We start from the raw sequence: 20,381 nt of genomic DNA, 5'->3' as shown, positions 1-20,381 counted from the left end.
GTGTTGCTCTCGCAGGGGTTGACGGTGCGTGAGGACGGTTCCGGTGTTGCGCCGGCGTTGGTGGTCGTGGATTCGACGACTGATGTGATCGGTGGTTTGGCTGGTTCGCAGGGAATCGTGTTGCACGAGTTGGCGTCTGTGCAGGGATCGCTCGAGGATGCGTTCATGAAGTTGACCGGAGACGATGTCCAGTACCACGCATCCGGTATCGATCCGGGTGCTGGTGCACACCATGCAAATACGCAGCAGGCAAACACACAGCAGGCTATGGGAGGTGCACTGTAATGGCTGTTCTCAGTGCTGAACGTATCAAGATCACCACGACCAAGTCGCCGCTCTGGTGCTCGGTCATCATCGTCGTGCTCGCACTCGGCTTCGCGGCCATCATGGGCGCGGTTGCCAAGTCGGCTTTGACGTCCTCCGATGTCCAGGGAGCGCCGGACCTCGACACCGCCGTTGCCACGGCCGGCATCTCGGGTTTCGGAATCATGGTTCTCATGATCATGGCGGCCCTCGCGGTCACCAGTGAGTACCGCTTCGGGACCATCCGCACCACGTTCCAGGCAGTTCCGAACCGTGCCTCGGTTCTCATCGCCAAAGCCGGCCTCATCGGTGCCTTCGGCGCGGTGCTGACGTTTGTCCTCGCTTTCGGGTCCTATGCGGTGGCCAAAGCCATGGCCGGTACCGAGGCCAGCACGGGCCTGACCCTGTCGACCGGCGATGACTGGCGTGCGATTTACGGCATCCCGGTTTACGCCTTCCTCTGCGTGATTCTTGCTGTCGGCGTCGGATCGATCATCCGCCAGTCTGCGGGCGCTATTGCGTTGCTCCTGCTCTGGCCGCTGCTCATCGAGAGCCTGTTCGGACTGTTCGGCAGTGTCGGCGAGAAGATCACCCCGTTCCTGCCGTTCGCGAATGCAAACCACTTCCTCAGCCCTGGCGGCGGAAGCCTTGATTTCCACTGGGGACCCTGGGGCAGCCTGATCTACTTCGCGGCCTTCGTTCTGGTGATTTTCGGAGCAAGTATTGTCATCGTGAATCGTCGCGACGCCTGATCTTGTCGCTCCCTCGGTAGGTGTTGTCGGGAGACCTACCGAGAACGCGGAGTGACAGCAGAGTAGGGACCCAGTACGAAAAACCATTCGTACTGGGTCCCTTTCCTGTGCTTCGGCCGATATCCTCCGAAGATGAGACTCTTCGGTGTGGTTGTGGTCGGAATGGCTGGAGCACTCGTGGTGAGTGGATGCTCGTCGTCGGGAAGTGAAGCAGCCGTCCCGGCAGACCCGGTGGCATTCTCCGAGACCGTCACGGTCGACGCAGTGACCGGGCATCTGGAGCAACTCGAGAAGATCGCCGGTAACAACGACGGCAATCGATCGGCCGGAACCCCCGGCTACGACGCCAGTGTCGACTACGTGGCAAACCTGCTCGAAGACAAGGGCTTCGACGTCAGTACCCCGGAATTCGACTTCAGCTCCTTCGATCCCGGCACCGAATCCCTGAAAGCTACTGACGGCTCCGATGTTCCGGTGCGGGCGTTGACATATTCCCCCTCCACAGGACCGACCGGAATCACGGCACGCCTGGTGGTGATTCCCGCCGACGAGACACCAGGTTGCGAGGCCACCGACTACGACGGCCGCGACGTGAACGGTGCAATCGTGCTGGTCACCCGCGGAGTGTGCCCGTTCGGCGACAAGCAGAAAATCGCCGCTGACCGCGGCGCGGCAGCGTTGTTGGTTGCCAACAACGAGGACGCGATGCTGGGCGGGGCAACCTTGGGTGAACCCGAAGACGCCCGCATCCCGACCGGCGGGGTGAGCAAGGCGTCGGGCGAGGCTCTTGCCGTAGCGCCCGGAGACCTCACGCTGATTCTCGACACGTCGACGGAAACGACGAAGTCGCGCAACGTGATTGCACAGACCAAGACCGGCGCAACCGACAACGTGGTTGTCGTGGGCGCCCACCTGGACAGTGTGCCGGAAGGTCCCGGAATCAACGACAACGGAAGCGGCACCGCAGCCGTGCTGGAAACCGCGCTGCAGATGGGAAGCTCACCGAGCATCGAGAATGCCGTGCGTTTCGCTTTCTGGGGAGCGGAAGAAGTGGGATTGGTCGGCTCCACCCGTTACGTGGAAGGTCTGAGCGATCAGGAACGGGCCGACATCGCCCTGTATCTGAATTTCGACATGCTCGGTTCGCCCAATGCCGGATACCTGGCTTACGACGGTGACAACTCGGATGCGGTCGGGGAGGGGCCAGGGCCCGAGGGTTCGGCAGGCATCGAGCGCACCTTCGTCGATTTTCTCGCCGATCGGGGGATTGCGGCGGACGGAACGGACTTCGACGGGCGTTCCGACTACGGCCCGTTCATCGAGATCGGAATCCCGGCGGGCGGAGTGTTCAGCGGCGCGGACGAACGCAAGACGCCGGCTCAGGCCGAGAAGTGGGGCGGCGAAGCGGACGAGACCTTCGACCCGAACTACCACAGTGCCCAGGACAACCTCGCGAACATCGATCGCGAAGCGCTCGCTGCCAACGCTTCTGCAGTAGCCTTCGGAGTTGCGACGTATGCCCAGGATTTGAGCGGGCCGAACGGCGTTCCCGTCGGCGATGCCCGGACACAGGCCAGAACCGAATGATCGACTGACCGAATGATCGACTGACCGAATGATCGACTGTGCGAGCGACCAGGAGGCCACTGTGCGAGAACGGCGGCAGCACACTGTCTGTAACTCTGAGTTACGCTTGAGTTATGGCTGATCTGTCCCCGGAGGGCACCGACACGACAGGTGCTCCTTCCTCCTCGGTTCGAGGCGTCGTCGACGTCGTCTTGAACTCTGCGGCAGAACTGAACCGTCGGCAGCAGCTCATCGACGCGCTACGACGGCTGAGGCGGGCACTACCCGGTGATCCCGGATTCGGAGACCCGCTCTCGCTGGCAGGTCCTGGCGGTGCTCGTGCCGTGGCTCGCGTCGCTGACAGATTGCTCGATCAGAAGCCGGCAGCCACTCGCGAAGTGAGCCTCGGAGCACTGCAGGTGTGGCAGGCGGCGCTGGAAAAGATGGGCCGCGGCCGCGGTGATCAAGAACTGACCATCGTCTTCACCGATCTGGTTGGCTTCTCCACCTGGTCGCTCGAAGCCGGTGACGGCGCCACGCTGACGCTCCTGCGTGCCGTGGCGCAGGCCGTGGAAACCCCGATCACCGACAACGGCGGACACGTCGTCAAACGGATGGGCGACGGTCTGATGGCCGTGTTCATTCGCCCGGATGCGGCTTTGAAGGCGGTGTTCACCGCGCAGGACGCACTCGCGGAAGTCGACCTCGACGGATACACCCCACGAATGCGCGTCGGCCTCCACACGGGTACTCCGCGCCAGATCGGCGACGACTGGCTCGGCGTCGACGTGACCATCGCCGCCCGGATGATGGGCTTGGGCGGCGACGGCAACGTCATGATGTCGGCGACAACTCTCGAGGAACTCGAAGCCGGCACCCTGGAGGATCTCGATCTCACGATCCGGCCATGGCGGCGAGGGTTTTTCGCGACCACGCCAAACGGAGTTCCCGTCGACCTGGGAATCTGGCGCGTGCGCCGGAACTAGCGCACTAAACCTGGAGCCGCCAGAGCGGGGACACCGGACCATGTCCCGCGCCGAGGTCGTACGACGCCTCGAGACACTTGGTCACCCACTCTTTGCCGAACGCCACCGCGTCCGGAACGGAATAGCCATGTGCGAGAGCGCAAGTGATCGCAGCGGCCAGCGTGTCTCCGCCGCCGTGATCGTTGCCGGTGTCGATCCGGGCACTGCTGAATTCGAGGAAACGGTCGCCGTCGAACAACAGATCGGTGGACAACTCCGAAGTACGAAGGTGGCCGCCCTTGACGATGGACCATTGAGCGCCGAGCGCATGCAACGCTTCTGCCGCTTGGCGGGCGCTCTTGTCGTCGACGACCTCGATGCCGGTGATCAACCGAACCTCGTCGAGGTTCGGAGTGACCACCGTGGCAGCCGGAATCAAGGTGTTGCGGACCGCGTCGAGAGCTTCTTCGTGCAACAGTGGATCGCCGTGCATCGACGCGCACACGGGGTCGACCACCAGCGGAATCGGTCGGTCGCGGCCGATCCCCACCTCGGCGGCAACTGCGGCTACCGCTTCTATGATCGTCGTCGAGGCCAGCATTCCCGTCTTCGCTGCGCCGACGCCGATGTCCGAGACCACGACGCGCACCTGGTCGGCGACGATCTCCGGCGGGATCTCGTGGAATCCGCTGACGCCCACCGAATTCTGGACCGTCACAGCGGCGACGGCCACACAGGCGTGTACTCCGCACATCGCCATCGTGCGGGAATCGGCTTGAATGCCGGCTCCGCCGCCGGAGTCGGTTCCGGCGATGGTCAATGCCCGAATCGGGGTCTGTCCGGCGGGGGTCAGGGGCAGCAGCTTCACGACGACGAGCCTACCGACCGGACCTGGGGAAACGGCAGCTCGGTCCGGATGGACTCGGTTTCCGGGATTTCCGCTTCCAGGATTTCCGCGTACTGACGTACGTCCGCCGAGATCCGCATCGAGCAGAACCTCGGCCCGCACATCGAGCAGAAATGTGCGGTCTTGGCGGGCTCGGCCGGTAGTGTCTCGTCGTGGAACTCCCTGGCGGTGTCCGGGTCGAGTGACAAAGCGAACTGGTCCAACCAGCGAAATTCGAAGCGCGCCTTGGACAGTGCGTCGTCGCGGGCCTGTGCATTCGGGTGCCCTTTTGCCAGGTCTGCTGCATGGGCAGCGATCTTGTAGGTGATCACACCGGTTTTCACGTCGTCTCGGTTGGGCAGGCCGAGGTGTTCCTTGGGTGTGACGTAACAGAGCATCGCCGTTCCCGCCCGTGCGATCATCGCCGCACCGATGGCGGAGGTGATGTGGTCGTACGCCGGCGCGATATCGGTAGCGAGCGGTCCGAGGGTGTAGAACGGTGCCTCGTCGCAGAGCTCTTCTTCCAGACGGACGTTTTCCTCGATCTTGTCCATGGGAACGTGTCCGGGGCCCTCGATCATGACCTGGACTCCTGCGGATTTCGCAATCTGCGTGAGTTCTCCCAGAGTGCGAAGCTCCGCGAATTGGGCGGCGTCGTTGGCGTCGGCGATCGATCCCGGTCGAAGCCCGTCACCGAGGGAGAACGTGACGTCGTATCGGCGCAAGATCTCGCACAGTTCGTCGAAGTGGGTGTAGAGGAACGATTCCTGCCTGTGGTGCATGCACCACGCGGCCATGATCGCGCCGCCGCGCGAGACGATTCCCGTGACGCGACCAGCAGTCAGAGCGATGTAACCGATTCGTACACCGGCATGCACGGTCATGTAGTCGACGCCCTGCTCGCACTGCTCGATTACCGTGTCGCGGTAGATTTTCCATGTCAGAGCGGTGGGATCTCCGTTGACTTTCTCGAGTGCCTGGTAGATCGGTACCGTGCCGACCGGTACGGGTGAGTTGCGCAGAATCCATTCACGGGTCAGGTGGATGTCCTTGCCGGTGGACAGGTCCATGATGGTGTCGGCGCCCCAGCGGATCGCCCACACCATCTTTTCGACTTCCTCTGCAACAGAGGAGGTTACGGCCGAGTTCCCGATATTCGCATTGATCTTGACGGCGAACTTCTTGCCGATGATCATCGGCTCCAGCTCGCCGTGGCGATGGTTCGCGGGAATTACCGCCCGCCCGCGAGCCACCTCGGAACGCACCAGTTCGGCTGAAACGCCCTCGCGTGCAGCGCAATAGCGCATCTCCGGGGTGATCACACCGTCTCGGGCGCATTCCAATTGCGTCCGATTGCTTTCCGGGCGTTCCCAGGTGTCCCTGGTCGTCGGGAGCCCTGCATCGAGGTCGATGTCGGCGTCCGTGTCGGTGTAAGGACCTGACGTGTCGTACAGGTCCAGATGCTCACCATTGGTGAGAGTGACGCGTCGAAGTGGGATCCGGAGAGAATCCGATTCGACGTAGTGCTTGCTACTGCCCTCGATCGGGCCGGTTGTCACAGCGGTGTGGACAGTCGCGTGAACAGCCGTACGGACAGACTTCTCCTGCATGGTGCGCTCCCTACGCCGGCATTATCCGGTCAGGTTCATCCGGTCGACGGCCCTAGCCGTCCTCTCAGCCCGCTGGTGCGAGCCCCCGTGGTGGTTGTATGAAATTTGTGCCCGCTGTCACAGCGGCACCGGGCGACTCTATCTCAACCCCGAAAAAGCGTTTCACTGCGATTGCGGTGGAGTCGTTCGCGGTGCAAAAATTGGTCGAACCCGGGACAGCGTCGTCGGTAGCTGATTCTATGAGTGGCATGGATCACAGTTATGGAGAGCGTGCGAACGCAGCAGTCGCAGATCGCGCAGTTGCAGATCGTGCCGTGGAGGTCGCCGCAATGAACGACATCGAAAACTCGAGAACCGGAACCTCACCGGAAGTCACGCTCGTGGACAATCCGTCGCACGAACGATTCGAACTGCTCTCCGACGACGAGTTGGTCGGCATCCTCGGATACCGCGACGAGGACGAGATTTCGGGGAGCGGAGCCGAAGCGGGCGACGTGGTTGCGTACATGCATACCGTCGTCAAGGAGGAGTACGGCGGGCAGGGACTGGCAGCCGTACTCGTGCAGTTCGCGATGGACTGCGCCCGTGAACGTGAATGGTCGGTGCGGCCTGTGTGCACCTACGTTCAGCGGTACCTCGGCGAGCATCCCGAGTATCTGGAACTGCTCGTCGAGGACTAGCCGCCGGAGGTTGCAAACAGACGATCAGGCTCCGAGCTTTACAACTACCCGAGATTCACGATCACAGGAGCGTGATCGCTGGCGCCCTTGCCTTTTCGCTCGTTTCGATCGATCTCGGCCGCCTCGACGCGCGCTGCGAATGCCGGAGAGCCGAGGATGAAGTCGATTCGCATGCCCTGCTTCTTCGGGAAGCGAAGCTGCGTGTAGTCCCAGTACGTGTACACACCGGGGCCGGGGGTGTACGGGCGAACGACGTCCGCGAACCCGGACTCGGTGAAGGCAGTGAACGCAGCTCGTTCCGGCTCCGACGTGTGGGTCTTGCCCTCGAAGAAAGCGGGATCCCACACGTCGTCGTCCGTGGGAGCGACGTTCCAGTCACCGACCAGTGCGATCTGCGCGTCGGGATCCTGCTTGAGCCAGCCCTCCGCGTCGTCGCGCAGTTTGGCCAGCCAATCCAGCTTGTAGGCGTAATGCGGGTCTTCCAGCTCACGGCCGTTGGGGACGTACAGGCTCCACACCCGCACACCACCACAGGTGGCACCGATCGCACGGGCCTCACGGACCGGGTCTGCCTCGGGATCCTTGTCGAACCCGGGCTGATCCTCGAATCCGATCTGCACGTCGTCCAAGCCGACGCGGGAAGCGATGGCGACACCGTTCCACTGGCTCAACCCGACGTGGGCGACCTCGTAGCCGATTTCCTTGAAGCGTTCGTACGGAAACTGCTCGTCCTTGCACTTGGTTTCCTGCATTGCCAGGACGTCGACGTCGGATCGACCGAGCCAGTCGATGATCCTGTCGGTACGGGCACGGACGGAGTTGACGTTCCAAGTAGCGATGCGCACGAGGGCAAGCCTAGCGTCAGCCGCCGACAGGATCGGTGGCGTATCGGTAGCGGTGGTGTTCGACGAATCCGAGCCGCTCGTAGAGCGCGATCGCCGCGGAGTTCTCCGCCGAAACCTGGAGGTACGCGTGCGTCGCACCGTTCTGACGACCCCAGGAGAGTAGATCTCCGCAGATCAGCGACCCGATTCCGTGACGACGGTGTTCAGGGGCGACGTGAATGCCGGTCAGTCCTACCCAGCGCTTGCCATCGGGCGCCTCGGTGAGCGCAGCGCGCCCGATGGCAAGCGTCGTGTCGGTGTTTCCGATCGCGCCGAAAGTTGCACTGCCCACGACAGCCGTGAGGACCGCCTCGACGTACGCCGGATCTCCGTGGGCGTCGTACGTCGACAGCCAGTTGTGGTCGGGGCGGTCGGCGAACGAGGTGACCGGAGGACCGAGCGGCAGCGTGACATTGCCCAGATCGGCGGCCATCACGATGGTTTCCTTCTCGCTGGTCCACCCGTCCGGAGCGGTGCCGAGTCGATCGGGGAGGAGCAGCAGGGTCGGCAGGCCGCGGTCACCGAACCACTGGCGTATCCGTTCGAGAGTGCTCGCGTCGAAGCCGGCAACCGTCCCCGCACCACCGAGCGGCAAAGCCGAATTGGCGCGGCCGGTGAAACCGTGACCGGCGCGCAGCAACCAACCGTCGATCCACGCCTGCTCGACCCCCGGCCACGCCGCAGCAGCAGCCGTTTCGAGGTTTCGAATCTCGCCGATGCGAATCGGGCGGGCCGAGAGAGTCTTGAGTGCGATCACCTGATCGGCGGAGACCTGGACCAGCCGACCGTCGCCGCTGCGGACGGCGATGGGATCGGCGCCCTCGAGGATGCCGATGACGTCGGTCATGGGATGCGAATAGCCGGGTGGGAGCTTGTATCGCAAAACCACCCGGCTACCGATCGAAATGTTGCCGTTCAGAGCGGAATTCTCAGTCTTCGTAATCGTCGTCGTCGTGACCGAACGGATCGTCGACGGTGCCCGGCGTCCAGGTCAGACCGGGCTTGCCCCAACCGGAACGCTTGATGATCTTCTTGGCGGCGCGCGCGTTGCGGCCGATCAGCACGTCCGTGTAGAGGAAACCGTCGAGATGCCCGGTCTCGTGCTGGAGCATCCGTGCGAAGAATCCGGTGCCCTCGACCTCGATCGGGTTGCCGTCGGCGTCGGTGCCGGTGACCTTCGCCCAATCGGCGCGGCCCGTCGGGAACTGCTCGCCGGGAACGGAAAGGCAACCCTCGAAGTCTTCTTCCGGGTCGGGCATCGTCTGGGGGATTTCGGACGTCTCGAGTACCGGGTTCACGACGACGCCGCGACGACGCTCGCTGCTGCGGTCGTCACCGGGGCAGTCGTAGACGAAGACTCGGAGTGAAACGCCGACCTGATTGGCCGCCAGACCGACGCCGTTGGCGGCGTCCATCGTCTCGTACATGTCTGCGATCAGTTCGGCGATCTCGGCCGGGGACTGAGTGACCGGCTCTGTCGCCTTGTGCAGTACCGGGTCGCCGACGATTCGGATGGGGAGGATAGCCATGCGGACAAGGATAGTGCGGCGCGCCCGCGTAGTTATCACGGCCCGCACACTCGATCATGGTTCAATGGTTGCTGAAGAACAGCGATGTAATTCGTTGCTCGGTCGGAACGTGGGCCGCGGGGGAAATTGTGAGTTACCTTCGGGCCAGGGGACCGGGAAACTCACGGCCGCGAGAATATCGGTCGGAAAAGAACACCGAGCATACGAGTCTCGCTGACGCCGAGCACAGCAGTCGAGGAGTGACATGGACGGCGCAACCGCGCGTAGTCGGAACCAGTCCGAAGGCACTGGCGCCGACGATTCGGTAGTAGATACAGCAGGCATGCACGAGGTGGGCGAAGACGGCCTCACCCGCCGGGAGCACGACATCCTCTCCTTCGAGCGCCAGTGGTGGAAGTACGCCGGTGCGAAGGAAGAAGCCATCAAGGAGTTGTTCGACATGTCGGCAACCCGCTACTACCAGGTTCTCAATGCCTTGGTCGATCGCCCCGAATCCTTGGCGGCTGATCCCATGCTGGTCAAGCGCCTGCGTCGTCTGCGTGCCAGCCGTCAGAAGGCCAGGGCCGCCCGTCGCCTCGGCTTCGAGGTCACCTGAATCACGCGTACATATGATCGGGCTGTCCACACACTGGCGATAAGGTCGACATCGTGAGTACCCCGAAAGAGCAGCCGTCCGGACCTCCGCTTCGCGCAATCGCCATGGTGTTGATCGCGTTGGCGATCGTGTTCATCGGTCTCGGAGCAGCCTCACTGGGTGGATCGAGCGACGGTGGATCGGGCGACGAGAACACCGCAGCAGAGCAGACCGAATCCTCGGCGTCTGCCACGACGAGCGCCACCGCACCGGCATCTGCCACTTCCAAGCCGGCAGCGACGACGCAACCCGCTTCGGGCGATACCACCACTACGTCGCGTCCCTCGGGAACTGCGACGACCACGACTTCCAGCTCCGCGAGCGGCGTCGACACGTCGAATATCAGCGTTCGAGTTCTCAACAACAGCACCGTCTCCGGTCTGGCAGCAGGCACTGCCGAGGAATTGACGGCTGCAGGTTGGAACGTCGAGGAGACGGGTAACTACAGCGAGGGCACCGTCAGTACGACGACGGTGTACTACGGATCGTCCGCGGCGGAGAAGGCAGCGGCGCAGAAGATCGCAGCTGAACTCGGAGTCACCGCAGAACCTCGATTCGCCGGCATCGCGAACGCGTCACCTGGCGTGATCGTGATCGTGACCTCCAACTGACCGGTCGTGAAGGTGGAACTGACCCGTCGGTTCCAGCTACTACACGCGCCGTTATGATCAGAAGCACTTTCTCGCCACCTCAAAGGAGCGGTTCGATGGCCCCCAGCAGCACCCGGCGTATGTCCTGGCGCGTCGTTGCCCCTGTAGTCGCGATTGCCGCTTTCGGCTTGACCGCTTGCAGTAACAGCGAAGAGCCCAGCAGCGTCCCCGGCACGACTCCTCCGGTGTGGACCGGTGCAGCCGATCCCAGCGCGCACGAAAGCGCGGGCGGCCACGGTTCCGAGACGGCTCACGCCGGCGCTTCTGCCGAGACTGTCACCGCAACGCTGAACGGCACCGACGGCGCCAAGGTCGGAACGGTCACGTTCGCGCAGGAAGGTAGCGACGTCAAGGTCACCCTCGACGCCAAGGGCCTGACCCCCGGCTTCCACGGATTCCACGTTCACCAGGTCGCCAAGTGCGAGACCAATTCCGTAGCTCCCAGCGGCGGAGAGCCGGGTAACTTCCTCTCGGCAGGCGGACACTTCCAGGCCGAGGGGCACTCGGGCCACCCGGCCAGCGGTGACCTCACTTCGGTTCAGGTCCTCGAAGACGGCACCGCCACGCTGGTCACCACGACCGACGCGTTCACCGTCGACGAACTGGTCGCAAACGGTGGAACATCCGTCATGATCCATGCCGGTGCGGACAACTTCGGCAACATCCCGACGCGTTACGCGCCGGCACCGGATCAGCAGACGCTCGACACCGGCGACGCCGGCGGACGCGTCGCTTGCGGTGTCATCACCAAGAGCTGACAAACTCACCTGAGTTTTGCATCACTTCCGGCGACTACCACGCAGTAGCCAGCACGGTGTTTTTACCGACACTGTGATTGGATTCTCTGCGTGGTAGTTCCATTTCCAGGTTCGCCGCGCCCGACGCTGGGCGTGGAGTGGGAGATCGCGCTGGTCGATCGCAAGACCAGAGATCTCTCCAACACAGCAGCCGAGGTGTTTTCGGCGGTCGAAGAGCTTGCCGGCTCGGAAACCCCGCACATCACCAAGGAACTACTGCGAAATACCGTCGAACTCGTCACGGGTATTCACTCGACGGTCGGCGAGGCGATGAGTGATCTCGACAGGTCACTGGATCTGCTTCGCCGCGCTGCGAATCCGCTCGGCGTCGACCTCATCAGCGCGGGCACGCACCCGTTCGCGCAATGGTCGACGCAGCTGGTCACCCGGACACCCGACTACGACGAACTCATCGAACGCACGCAGTGGTGGGGTCGGCAGATGCTGATCTGGGGCGTGCACGTTCACGTGGGTGTCTCGTCCGCGGATCGCGTTTTCCCGATCATCAACGCACTGCTGCAGCGCTATCCGCACCTGTTGGCGCTGTCGGCGTCCTCGCCGATGTGGGCCGGTGTGGACACCGGCTATGCATCCAATCGCGCGTTGATGTTCCAGCAGCTGCCCACCGCCGGCCTTCCGTACCAGTTCGAGAACTGGGCCGAATACGAGTCGTTCATCGACGACCAGATGAAGACCGGTGTGATCACCAAGATCGGCGGCATGCACTGGGACATCCGTCCCGCGCCGAAGTGGGGAACCATCGAGGTCCGGGTGTTCGACGGCGTCTCGACACGCGCTGAACTGGGTGCTCTCGTTGCTCTGGTCCACTGCCTCATCGTCGATCTGGACCGCAGACTGAGTGCCGGTGAGACTCTGCCGAACATGCAGCCGTGGCACGTCAAGGAAAACAAGTGGCGCGCAGCGAGATACGGACTGGACGCCGAGATCATCCTCGACTCCGACGCAAACGAGTGCCTCGTCACTGACGATCTGGATCGCCTGCTCGACGACTTGGCGCCGATAGCGGTCTCACTCGGCTGCGCGGACGAGTTGGCGTCGGTGGCGGACATTCCCCGTCGCGGTGCCTCCTACCAGCGTCAACGCCGTGTCGCGGAAGCGACGGGCGGCGATCTGGTTGCGGTAGTCGACGCATTGGTCGCGGAGTTGGGTACTTAGAGCACTCCGTGTTGCCGATGGTTTCGTAGGGTCGAAATACGGGCATACAGACCGATTGTCCAGTCTGCGTCCATATTCGGTTCACACGGCGTTTACTATTGTCCGGTGTTGATAGACAGTTGGTCCCAACGAGGGGGCGTACCCGGACAGTCGGATCGTTCGTGGTCGAGTTCTCATCGACTCCTTCTGATCGGCACAGCAGCATTGACCGTGCTGGTCCTGGGTGTGCAGGCGTTCGCGTCGTACAAGGGCTATCTCGGTCCGGTGGAAAGCCTGTTCGGCGACTACTTCCTCGTTCCTCGCTCGGCGACCATGCCCTGGGTGGGTCTCGCTCTCGCGCTGGTTGGACTGAACAACAAAGAACGCATCTACGCGGTATCCGCGGCCGTTGTCATCGACGTGGTCGTCGGCGCGATCCGCTGGTTCTCGGGTGGACCGCTGACTATGGGCACCGGCGGCACCTGGGTACTGACGGCCATCGCGGTGTACGCGGTGTGGAAGTTGTCCGGCGAGCGTCGACTCAGCGTTCTGCACGGCGTCGCTCTCGGCGCGTTGCTCATCATCGCCGCCAAGGTTGCCGAGACGTGGCTGGAGATCACCATTCTCGTCGGTACCGACGTGTGGGACGAGTACGTGTTCCTCGCCGACCAGGCTCTCGGAAATCCGTCGTGGGTGATGGGCCAGATCGTCGACGCCATGGGCCCCGTCGGTGCAGCAGCCCTCGACTGGATCTACGTCGAACTGCCGGTCGCGGTGATCGTGGTTGCTCTCTATCAAGTACGTAAGGGATGGCCGTCGCATCACCTGCTGCGCACGTTCCTGCTCATCGGGCTGATCGGCCCGATCTTCTACGTCCTGTTCCCGGTGGTCGGCCCGGTGTTCGCCTTCGGTCCGCGTGGGTTCGGATTCCAGATCGGTGACTACTGGCCGAACATCGTGCCCAACTTCGACTTCGCATCACCGTCGTCGCTGCCGTTCGACGACGCCGCACCGCGAAACTGCATGCCGAGCCTGCACACCGCGTGGGCGGTCGCATTGTTCATCCACTCGCGCAGCGGGCCGTGGTGGATTCGCAGCCTGGGATCGTTCTGGCTCGTTGCGACCCTGACCGCGACGCTCGGTTTCGGATTCCACTACGGCGTCGACCTCATTGCCGGTGCCGTCCTGTGCTTGACCCTCGATGCGGCGCTACGGGATCCTGAGCGAGGCTGGGGGTGGTTCCGAGTGCGTCTGTTGATCGGTGGCTCGGCACTACTCGCGGGGTTGTTGCTCTCGTACCGGTTCGCTGCGGTGCAGATGGCCGAGTACCCGGCGATCTTCGGGCCGCTGCTGATGGCTGTCCTGGTTCTCATGTCGGTCGCGTACTTCGCCACCTTCTTCGCCCGCCCCGGCACTGCACTTGCGGTGTGGGGCGAGCGCGACGGCGAGTGGGATGCCGCTACAGGAGAGAGTCCGGGTCTTCCAGCTCGTTGATCTTCATGAGGTCGTCCTCTTCGCGCTGTTCGCGGTAGGCGACTCGGCCGACGCTGTGCGCGATCACGGGCGCGGTCAGCAGCGTGAAGATGCCCACCAGGACCAACATCCAGATGTCGACGCTCCCACGAAGCAGAAACACGGCACCCATCAGAACCAGGATAAGTCCGACCACCTGAGGTTTCGTGGCCGCGTGCATACGACGCAGGGTGTCGGGGAAGCGAACGATTCCCACCGCGGCGGTCAGCGCGAGCAGCGCGCCGAGGAAGATGGAGATGGCCCCGATCGTGTCGAGGATGTTGCCGATCACTGGTCACTCACCCGGAAGCGCGCGACGGACACGGAACCGATGAAGCCGACCAGTGCCAGCGCCACGATCGCGGGAACGATCGTGGTGTCTTTGCTGTACGCGGCCCAGACGGCGAGTCCACACATCGAGACCGCGATGATCGTGTCCAGAGCGACGAGGCGGTCGAGTGAGCTCGGACCGTCGAGCAATCGGAACGTGGTCAGTACGGCGGCGATCAGCAGAATCACTCCGGAAATGATCAAGATCGTGGTGATGAACCCGTTCATGGTTGGTCCTCCTGCCGGGGTGCATCGAATTCGTAGTCGCGCTGGTGCCACGGGCTGGGTTGCCAGTCCGAATCACGTTCGAACGACGCGATGAACAACCGCTCGAGATCCTCCACCGAGCGGTAGAACGCGCTGACGGCTTTCTGCGATCCGACGTCGAGCACGTGGACGTAGACGATGCGCCGGTTCTGGTCGATCTCGAGAACCATGGTGCCCGGGATCAGGTTCAGTACGTCGATGCACAGCGTGAGAACCAGGTCGGACTTGATCCCGAGTTGGTAACGCAGAACTCCGGTGACCGGCGGCGGCGACGGACGGATCGCCAGCCACGCGACCTGGATACTCGACTGGATCGCGTAGTACACGATCATCCACAGCAGGCGCAGAATCGACAACAGATGTACCCGACCCTCGACCGGTACGCGAGGGAGGGGAAGCAGGACCATGATGATCAGGCCGACGGCGAGTCCGCCGAAGATGTTGCCGAAACTGATGTTGCCCCACAACAGGATCCATACGACCATCAGCCACAGCAGGATCCCGACGCGGAGTACCTGTTCGCGTTTCATCGCGGAGCCTCCTCGGTGTTCGGGACATCGCTGTTCGGGGCATCGGTACTGGGAGCTACAGCAGGGTCGTCTGCAGCGACGGGAGCTTCGTCGACCGGCACGGATCGGTGGTTGCCGAGAACCGCGTCGATGTAGATGGACCGGTCTTGCAGATCCTTCGCCGCTCTGTCGCTGATGTCGATGATCCGGCCTGCGAACACCGTCAGTGCCAGGCCGACGATGACGAGTCCGACCGTCGGAATCAGCATGAAGACCGGAATCTTGCCGACGTCCTCGCGGTCGACGAACGCGATGTCCTCTTCGGACTCGTCGATCAGTGCTGACGGGCTGACGTCGGCGAGGTCACCTTCGGGCGCGTCGGCGCGGGCTCGCCAGAAGGCCTTGGTCCACACGCGGGCGACGGCGTAGAGCGTCAGCAAGCTGGTGATCGTGCCGCCGGCGACGAGGATCCAGGCCAGCGCGCTGGCGTCGGCCGCACCGGCCTGCAGGAGCGCGACCTTGCCGATGAAGCCCGAGAACGGCGGGATACCACCGAGATTCAGTGCCGGGATCAGGAAGACGATCGCGAGGATCGGGCTGGCCGCAGCCAGACCGCCGAGACGGCGCAGCGACGACGACCCGGCTTGTCGTTCGATCAGACCCACGACGAGGAAGAGCGTCGTCTGCACGATGATGTGATGGGCGACGTAGTAGATCGCGCCGGACAGCCCGGACGTCGTGGACAGTGCGATACCGAAGATCATGTAACCGATATGGCTGACCAGTGTGAACGAGAGCAGACGTTTGATGTCGCTCTGCGCGATGGCACCCATGATGCCGACCACCATCGTGAGCAGACCGCACACCATCAGTACGTTGTCGAGTTCTCCTTGCGGGAACAGCAACGAGTGCGCGCGGATGATCGCGTACACACCGACCTTGGTGAGCAACCCGGCGAAGACGGCAGTGATCGGTGCGGGCGCGGTCGGATACGAGTCCGGTAGCCACGCCGACAGCGGGAAGACCGCAGCCTTGATGCCGAACGCCACGAGCAGGACAGCGAAGATGGCGGTTCGTGTGCCCGGCGGAATGTTGTCGAAGCGCAGGGCCATGTCGGCCATGTTGAGGGTGCCGGTCGCCGCATAGGCGAAGGCGATGCCCGCCAGGAAGATCAGCGAGGACACCATCGAGACCATCACGTACGAGACACCGGCCCGAACGCGGTCGGCGCTGGCACCGAGCGTCAGGAGCACGAAACTCGCGGCGAGCAGGACCTCGAATCCGACGTACAGGTTGAAGAGGTCACCGGCGAGGAACGCGTTCGAGATACCGGCGGTCAATGCGAGATAGGTCGGCAGGAAGATCGAGACCGGCTGGGCCTCGCTACCGTCGCGAATACCCTGACCGATCGCGTAGATCATGACGGCGAGCAACACCACCGACGAGACCACGAGCATCATCGCCGAGAGACGGTCGACGACGAGTGTGATGCCGATGGGGGAGTCCCAGCCGCCGACCTGAACGGCCGTCGTACCGTCGCGGTCGGCGAGGTAGAGCAGCAAGCCAGACACCGCGACGACGCCGATGAGCGCGATCAGTGTGATGACACGCTGGAAACGCGGACGTCGGCCGACAACCAGCGTCGCAGCTGCGGCCAGCATCGGGATCAGGACGGGCAGGGGCGCAAGGGCTCCCATCAGGTTGTCCGAGATGGTCATGCGCCGCCACCTCCCTCGATCTTGGTCTGGCGAGCGTCTTTGCGCCGCTTCTCGGATTCCTTCTTACGAGCAAGGTCGGTGGCCCAGTCGGGTACCGGTTCGTCCTCGAAGTCGCCGTCGTGGAGGTCGTCGTAGCATTCGATGTCCTCGAGGTTGACCAGTTGTTCGAGGGGAATAGGGTTGCCGTCCTTGTCGAATGCGTCGCCGCCGATGCTCGGGGCACCGGTGACCGGGTCGTCGGAGCGGTCGTGGTCGGGAGCGTCGGCAGGCAGGCGCCGCTTGAGGATCTTGGTGTCCTCGGGATCGTCCTCGACGGCGTCGGCGGTGTTGATCTTGTAAGACCGGTACGCCAGTGCCAGAACGAAGCCGGCGATACCCATCGTGATCACGATGGCCGTCAGGATCATGCCCTGGGCGAGCGGATCCGCTATCTCCTCGTGGACCGAATCTCGGCCGACGATGGGCGGATTCCCGTCCGATCCACCTACGGTCAGGATCAAGAGGTTGATGGCGTTACCGAATAGAAGTAGACCGAGGAGCATCCGGGTGATGCTTCGTTCGATCAGCAGGTAGACACCGGCCGACGTGAGGACGCCGATCAGGATCAGCATTCCGATATTTGCGCTCATGGTGCTTTCACCTCGATTTCTGCGTCGAGGCGGGCGCCGAGACTTCGGAGTACGTCCAGGACCAGGCCGACCACGATGAGGTAGACGCCCAGGTCGAAGAACAGTGCGGTGACCAGTTTGACGTGGCCGATGAGCGGGAGCGTGAACTCGAAGACAGCCGACGAGAGTGCCGGAGCGCCGAGGAACAGCGACACCAGGGCGGTGCCCGCGGCCAGTGCCAAACCGAGGCCGAGAATCTTGCCCGCGTCGATGGGTACGGCTTCACCGAGTTCGTAGCGGCCACCGGCGAGGTAACGCAGCACGAGGGCGAGGCCGGCCGTCAGGCCTCCGGCGAAACCGCCGCCGGGGGCATTGTGACCGGAGAAGAAGAAGTAGATCGACAACACCATGATGGTCGGGAAGATCAACCTCGTGGTGACCTCGAGAACCAGCGAACGGTGTCGAGGATCGATGAGGTCTCCGCCGCGCAACCACGTCGTGTCCGAGTTGGCCGCTGCCTTGTCGACGATGACGGAGGGGGCGTCCGCGACTCGCGGCGCGATGCCGAAGCGGCGGTTGCGGAACACGAGGCTGGCGACGCCGGTTGCCGCGACCAGCAGGACCGAGATCTCACCGAGCGTGTCCCATGCGCGGATGTCGACGAGTAGGACGTTGACGACGTTCTTGCCGTTGCCCAGGTCGTAGGCCGCGTCGGGAAGCAGTTCGTAGATCGGACGAGTGTTTCGGGCATTGGTCGCGAAGGCCGCGATGGTGGTGACGGTGATACCGACGGCGACGGCGAGTGCCGCACGCGGCCACTTGAAGCCGATTGCCTTGCTCTCGTCGACCTCTGCGGGGAACTTCCGCAGTACCAGCACGAAGATCACGAGGGTCAAGGTTTCGACGAGGAACTGGGTCAGCGCGAGGTCGGGTGCGCCGTGCAGCGCGAACAACACGCCGCAGCCGTAGCCGGTGAGTCCGACGAGGATGACGCTGGCGAGTCGGTTGCGCATCAGCGTCGCGGCGATGGCGGCCGAAATCATCATCAGCGCGATAGTGAACTGGATGGGTGAATCCCACATCCGAAGGTCGACTCCGCCGCCATCGGTGTCGATGATCAGCAGGAACAGTGGCACCACGACCAGCGTCGCGAGAATCGTCGACTGCGTGCGGGGGAGCGAACCACGCTGAGTGGCACCGGTCAGGCGCATCGAGATGGTGTCCATGCCGCGCAGGGTCGCGTCGTAGATGCGGTCGGCGTTGCCGAGCGGCGGGTGCTCGAAGTGCAGGCGGCTGATCTGACGCTGCGCGATGTAGAGCGCGATGCCGCCGGCGATGACGATGCAGGTGAGCAGCAGTGGAGTGTTGAATCCGTGCCACAGCGCGAGGTGGTAGTCGGCGTGAGGTCCGGGGGCCAGTGTGGTCGAGTACGGCGTCAGCAACTTCTCGAGTTGGGGCGAGAGAATGCCGGCGGCCAGACCGAGAACCGCGAGTAGGCCGGGCGCGAACAGGAACAGCCAACCCGGCTTGTGCATCTTGCTCACGGCCGGACTCGGCTTGCTCAAGGTCTTGCGTCCGAAGGCTCCCCAGATGAACCGGACGCTGTAGCCGACGGTCAGGATCGAGCCCAACACGATCACCGTGACGACGGCGATCGACGACCAGTGGCCGAGCGCGTTCGTTTCGAGAACTGATTCGAGTGCGGCTTCCTTGCCGACGAATCCGAGTAGCGGTGGTAGACCGGCCATGCTGGCGGCAGCGAGGCTCGCGATGATCGCGAGAGCGGGTGCCGCTTTACCCAGGTGAGCAAGTTTGCGCAGGTCACGGGTGCCGGTGGTGTGATCGATGATGCCAACGACCATGAAGAGTGCGGCCTTGAACATCGCGTGCGCCACGACCATCGTCATGCCGGCCAGGGCGGCGTCACGCGTGCCGATGCCGACCAGGACCATCATGAAGCCGAGTTGGCTGACGGTTCCGAAGGCGAGGACGAGTTTGAGGTCGTACGCGCGCATGGCTCGCCAACCGGCGAGGATCATCGACAGCAGACCCAAACTGATGATGGTGATGCGCCACGGCGGCGAATCGGCGTACCCGGGAGCCAGACGCGCGACGAGGTAGATACCGGCCTTGACCATTGCTGCCGCGTGAAGATAACCGCTGACAGGGGTGGGTGCGGCCATCGCACCTGGCAGCCAGAAGTGCAGGGGCACGATTGCCGATTTGGAGAGCGCACCGATCAGGATCAAGACGATCGCGACGGACGGGAGCCACCCCGTCGGCGGGTTCGCGACCAGTTCGGACAGGTTGTAGCTGCCGCCGACCTGGCCGAGGATGATCATGCCGACCAACATCGCCAGACCACCGGCGGTGGTGACCAGCAGTGCCTGGGTCGCGGCGCGGCGACTGGTGGCGCGTTCGGCGTAGTGACCCACGAGCAGGAACGACAAGACGGTCGTCAGTTCCCAGAACACGTAGAGAAGCAGCATGTTGTCGCTGGTCACGAGTCCGAACATGGCACCCGCGAAGGCGACCATCTCGGCGGCGAAGATGCCGAGTCGAGGTTCGTCGTCGTTGAAGTAGCGGGCGCAGTAGATCAGGATCAGCGTGCCGACGCCCAGGACGAGCACGGCCATGATGGCGGAAAGCGCGTCGAATCTGAAGTCGATGTCCATCGACAGGCCGGGAACCCAGGTGATGTGCAGCGTCTCGACGGTGCCCCATTTGTCGATGACCCAGCCGAGGCTGGCGAAGGGGACTATCGCGAGGGGGAAGAAGCCGTTTCGCCCTAACCTGCGCACCACAAGCGGAGCCAAGAGGGCGGCAACGGCATGGGCAAGCAAGATAGCGAGCAAAAGGCACTCCGTCGTGTTGTCAGCGGGCGGCGGGGTGTCCGAACAAAATCGAACCTATCGGATTAACGAGACAATTCACCTAGTCGGAGAGGTTGTCTTTGCGTACATATTACCGGGCGTGGCAGTTTCGATGTGCAGCGAGTCGATTCGGACATCATCGGCACTCGCTGA

General features: G+C 63.3%; 20 protein-coding genes and 1 pseudogene. 10 read left to right on the top strand and 11 right to left on the bottom strand.

Going from position 1 to position 20,381, the window contains the following annotated elements:
- The 4 genes and pseudogenes from B0E55_RS16090 to B0E55_RS16075 all read left to right on the top strand — a co-directional run.
- Positions 1-285 (top strand): annotated as a pseudogene (locus tag B0E55_RS16090) (ABC transporter ATP-binding protein); the annotation flags it as partial.
- Positions 285-1,055 (top strand): ABC transporter permease, encoded by a 771-nt coding sequence (locus B0E55_RS16085; RefSeq protein WP_019744508.1) that lies wholly within the window; start codon positions 285-287, stop codon positions 1,053-1,055. The pseudogene B0E55_RS16090 and the gene B0E55_RS16085, both read left to right, overlap by 1 nt.
- 132 nt (positions 1,056-1,187) lie before the next feature.
- Positions 1,188-2,642 (top strand): M20/M25/M40 family metallo-hydrolase, encoded by a 1,455-nt coding sequence (locus B0E55_RS16080; protein WP_195849572.1) that lies wholly within the window; start codon positions 1,188-1,190, stop codon positions 2,640-2,642.
- 113 nt (positions 2,643-2,755) lie between these two features.
- A complete protein-coding gene (locus B0E55_RS16075) occupies positions 2,756-3,607 on the top strand; it encodes an adenylate/guanylate cyclase domain-containing protein (protein ID WP_019744506.1) in 852 nt (283 codons plus the stop codon).
- Positions 3,608-3,611: 4 nt separating this feature from the next.
- On the opposite strand, the gene thiD is transcribed toward B0E55_RS16075, so the two are convergent.
- Together thiD and thiC are read right to left on the bottom strand one after the other, a co-directional pair.
- Positions 3,612-4,454 (bottom strand): bifunctional hydroxymethylpyrimidine kinase/phosphomethylpyrimidine kinase, encoded by an 843-nt coding sequence (thiD, locus tag B0E55_RS16070; protein WP_003945044.1) that lies wholly within the window; start codon positions 4,452-4,454, stop codon positions 3,612-3,614.
- A complete protein-coding gene (thiC, locus tag B0E55_RS16065; RefSeq protein WP_080910032.1) occupies positions 4,451-6,082 on the bottom strand; it encodes a phosphomethylpyrimidine synthase ThiC in 1,632 nt (543 codons plus the stop codon). Before thiC ends, thiD begins: the two co-directional genes overlap by 4 nt.
- A gap of 248 nt (positions 6,083-6,330) precedes the next feature.
- On the opposite strand from thiC, the gene B0E55_RS16060 reads away from it, so the two are divergent.
- A complete protein-coding gene (locus B0E55_RS16060) occupies positions 6,331-6,762 on the top strand; it encodes a GNAT family N-acetyltransferase (protein WP_223257849.1) in 432 nt (143 codons plus the stop codon).
- 44 nt (positions 6,763-6,806) lie between these two features.
- Here B0E55_RS16060 and B0E55_RS16055 read toward each other — a convergent pair whose 3' ends face one another.
- From B0E55_RS16055 to B0E55_RS16045, 3 genes are read right to left on the bottom strand one after another with little or no spacing between them, the layout of a single operon-like run.
- The gene (locus B0E55_RS16055) at positions 6,807-7,607 is read right to left on the bottom strand and encodes an exodeoxyribonuclease III (RefSeq protein ID WP_003945060.1); all 801 of its coding nucleotides are present in this window, start codon (positions 7,605-7,607) and stop codon (positions 6,807-6,809) included.
- A gap of 16 nt (positions 7,608-7,623) precedes the next feature.
- Positions 7,624-8,565: an N-acetylglutamate synthase, CG3035 family gene (locus B0E55_RS16050; RefSeq protein WP_420848357.1), complete on the bottom strand. Its 942-nt coding sequence runs from the start codon at positions 8,563-8,565 to the stop codon at positions 7,624-7,626.
- Between the two features lie 10 nt (positions 8,566-8,575).
- Complete coding sequence (locus B0E55_RS16045) at positions 8,576-9,175, bottom strand: peptide deformylase (protein WP_019744501.1); 600 nt, start codon at positions 9,173-9,175, stop codon at positions 8,576-8,578.
- Positions 9,176-9,419: 244 nt separating this feature from the next.
- Between B0E55_RS16045 and B0E55_RS16040 the strand changes: the two genes are divergently transcribed.
- The 5 genes from B0E55_RS16040 to B0E55_RS16020 all read left to right on the top strand — a co-directional run bounded on the left by B0E55_RS16040 (position 9,420) and on the right by B0E55_RS16020 (position 13,905).
- Entirely contained in the window at positions 9,420-9,770 is a 351-nt protein-coding gene (locus B0E55_RS16040; protein ID WP_007730120.1) for a DUF3263 domain-containing protein, read from the top strand.
- A gap of 53 nt (positions 9,771-9,823) precedes the next feature.
- Entirely contained in the window at positions 9,824-10,420 is a 597-nt protein-coding gene (locus tag B0E55_RS16035) for a LytR C-terminal domain-containing protein (RefSeq protein ID WP_021333972.1), read from the top strand.
- Positions 10,421-10,515: 95 nt separating this feature from the next.
- Entirely contained in the window at positions 10,516-11,217 is a 702-nt protein-coding gene (gene sodC / locus B0E55_RS16030) for a superoxide dismutase[Cu-Zn] (RefSeq protein ID WP_020906693.1), read from the top strand.
- Positions 11,218-11,307: 90 nt separating this feature from the next.
- Entirely contained in the window at positions 11,308-12,432 is a 1,125-nt protein-coding gene (locus tag B0E55_RS16025; protein WP_003945034.1) for a glutamate--cysteine ligase, read from the top strand.
- Positions 12,433-12,537: 105 nt separating this feature from the next.
- Positions 12,538-13,905 carry a phosphatase PAP2 family protein gene (locus B0E55_RS16020; protein ID WP_021333973.1) on the top strand — a complete coding sequence of 456 codons (1,368 nt, stop codon included), beginning with the start codon at positions 12,538-12,540 and terminating at the stop codon, positions 13,903-13,905.
- Here the strand turns inward: B0E55_RS16020 and mnhG are convergent.
- From mnhG to B0E55_RS15990, 6 genes are read right to left on the bottom strand one after another with little or no spacing between them, the layout of a single operon-like run.
- Positions 13,871-14,215: a monovalent cation/H(+) antiporter subunit G gene (gene mnhG / locus B0E55_RS16015; protein ID WP_003945045.1), complete on the bottom strand. Its 345-nt coding sequence runs from the start codon at positions 14,213-14,215 to the stop codon at positions 13,871-13,873. The genes B0E55_RS16020 and mnhG overlap by 35 nt on opposite strands.
- On the bottom strand, positions 14,212-14,481 hold the full coding sequence (locus B0E55_RS16010) for a monovalent cation/H+ antiporter complex subunit F (RefSeq protein WP_003945061.1): 270 nt from the start codon (positions 14,479-14,481) through the stop codon (positions 14,212-14,214). Before B0E55_RS16010 ends, mnhG begins: the two co-directional genes overlap by 4 nt.
- On the bottom strand, positions 14,478-15,050 hold the full coding sequence (locus B0E55_RS16005; protein ID WP_003945063.1) for a Na+/H+ antiporter subunit E: 573 nt from the start codon (positions 15,048-15,050) through the stop codon (positions 14,478-14,480). The genes B0E55_RS16010 and B0E55_RS16005 overlap by 4 nt, the downstream gene beginning before the upstream one ends.
- Positions 15,047-16,747, bottom strand: coding sequence for a Na+/H+ antiporter subunit D (locus tag B0E55_RS16000; protein ID WP_080910020.1), 1,701 nt, complete (start codon positions 16,745-16,747; stop codon positions 15,047-15,049). The genes B0E55_RS16005 and B0E55_RS16000 overlap by 4 nt, the downstream gene beginning before the upstream one ends.
- Entirely contained in the window at positions 16,744-17,376 is a 633-nt protein-coding gene (locus tag B0E55_RS15995) for a Na(+)/H(+) antiporter subunit C (protein ID WP_019744495.1), read from the bottom strand. Before B0E55_RS15995 ends, B0E55_RS16000 begins: the two co-directional genes overlap by 4 nt.
- Positions 17,373-20,210: a Na+/H+ antiporter subunit A gene (locus tag B0E55_RS15990; RefSeq protein WP_080910019.1), complete on the bottom strand. Its 2,838-nt coding sequence runs from the start codon at positions 20,208-20,210 to the stop codon at positions 17,373-17,375. Before B0E55_RS15990 ends, B0E55_RS15995 begins: the two co-directional genes overlap by 4 nt.
- Positions 20,211-20,381 lie beyond the last annotated feature (171 nt).

The organism is Rhodococcus sp. 66b (assembly GCF_002076325.1).
GTDB classification, from domain to species: domain Bacteria; phylum Actinomycetota; class Actinomycetes; order Mycobacteriales; family Mycobacteriaceae; genus Rhodococcus_F; species Rhodococcus_F erythropolis.
Note: the sequence above shows the minus strand (reverse complement) of the source record. Positions and strands in the feature narration are given on the sequence as shown.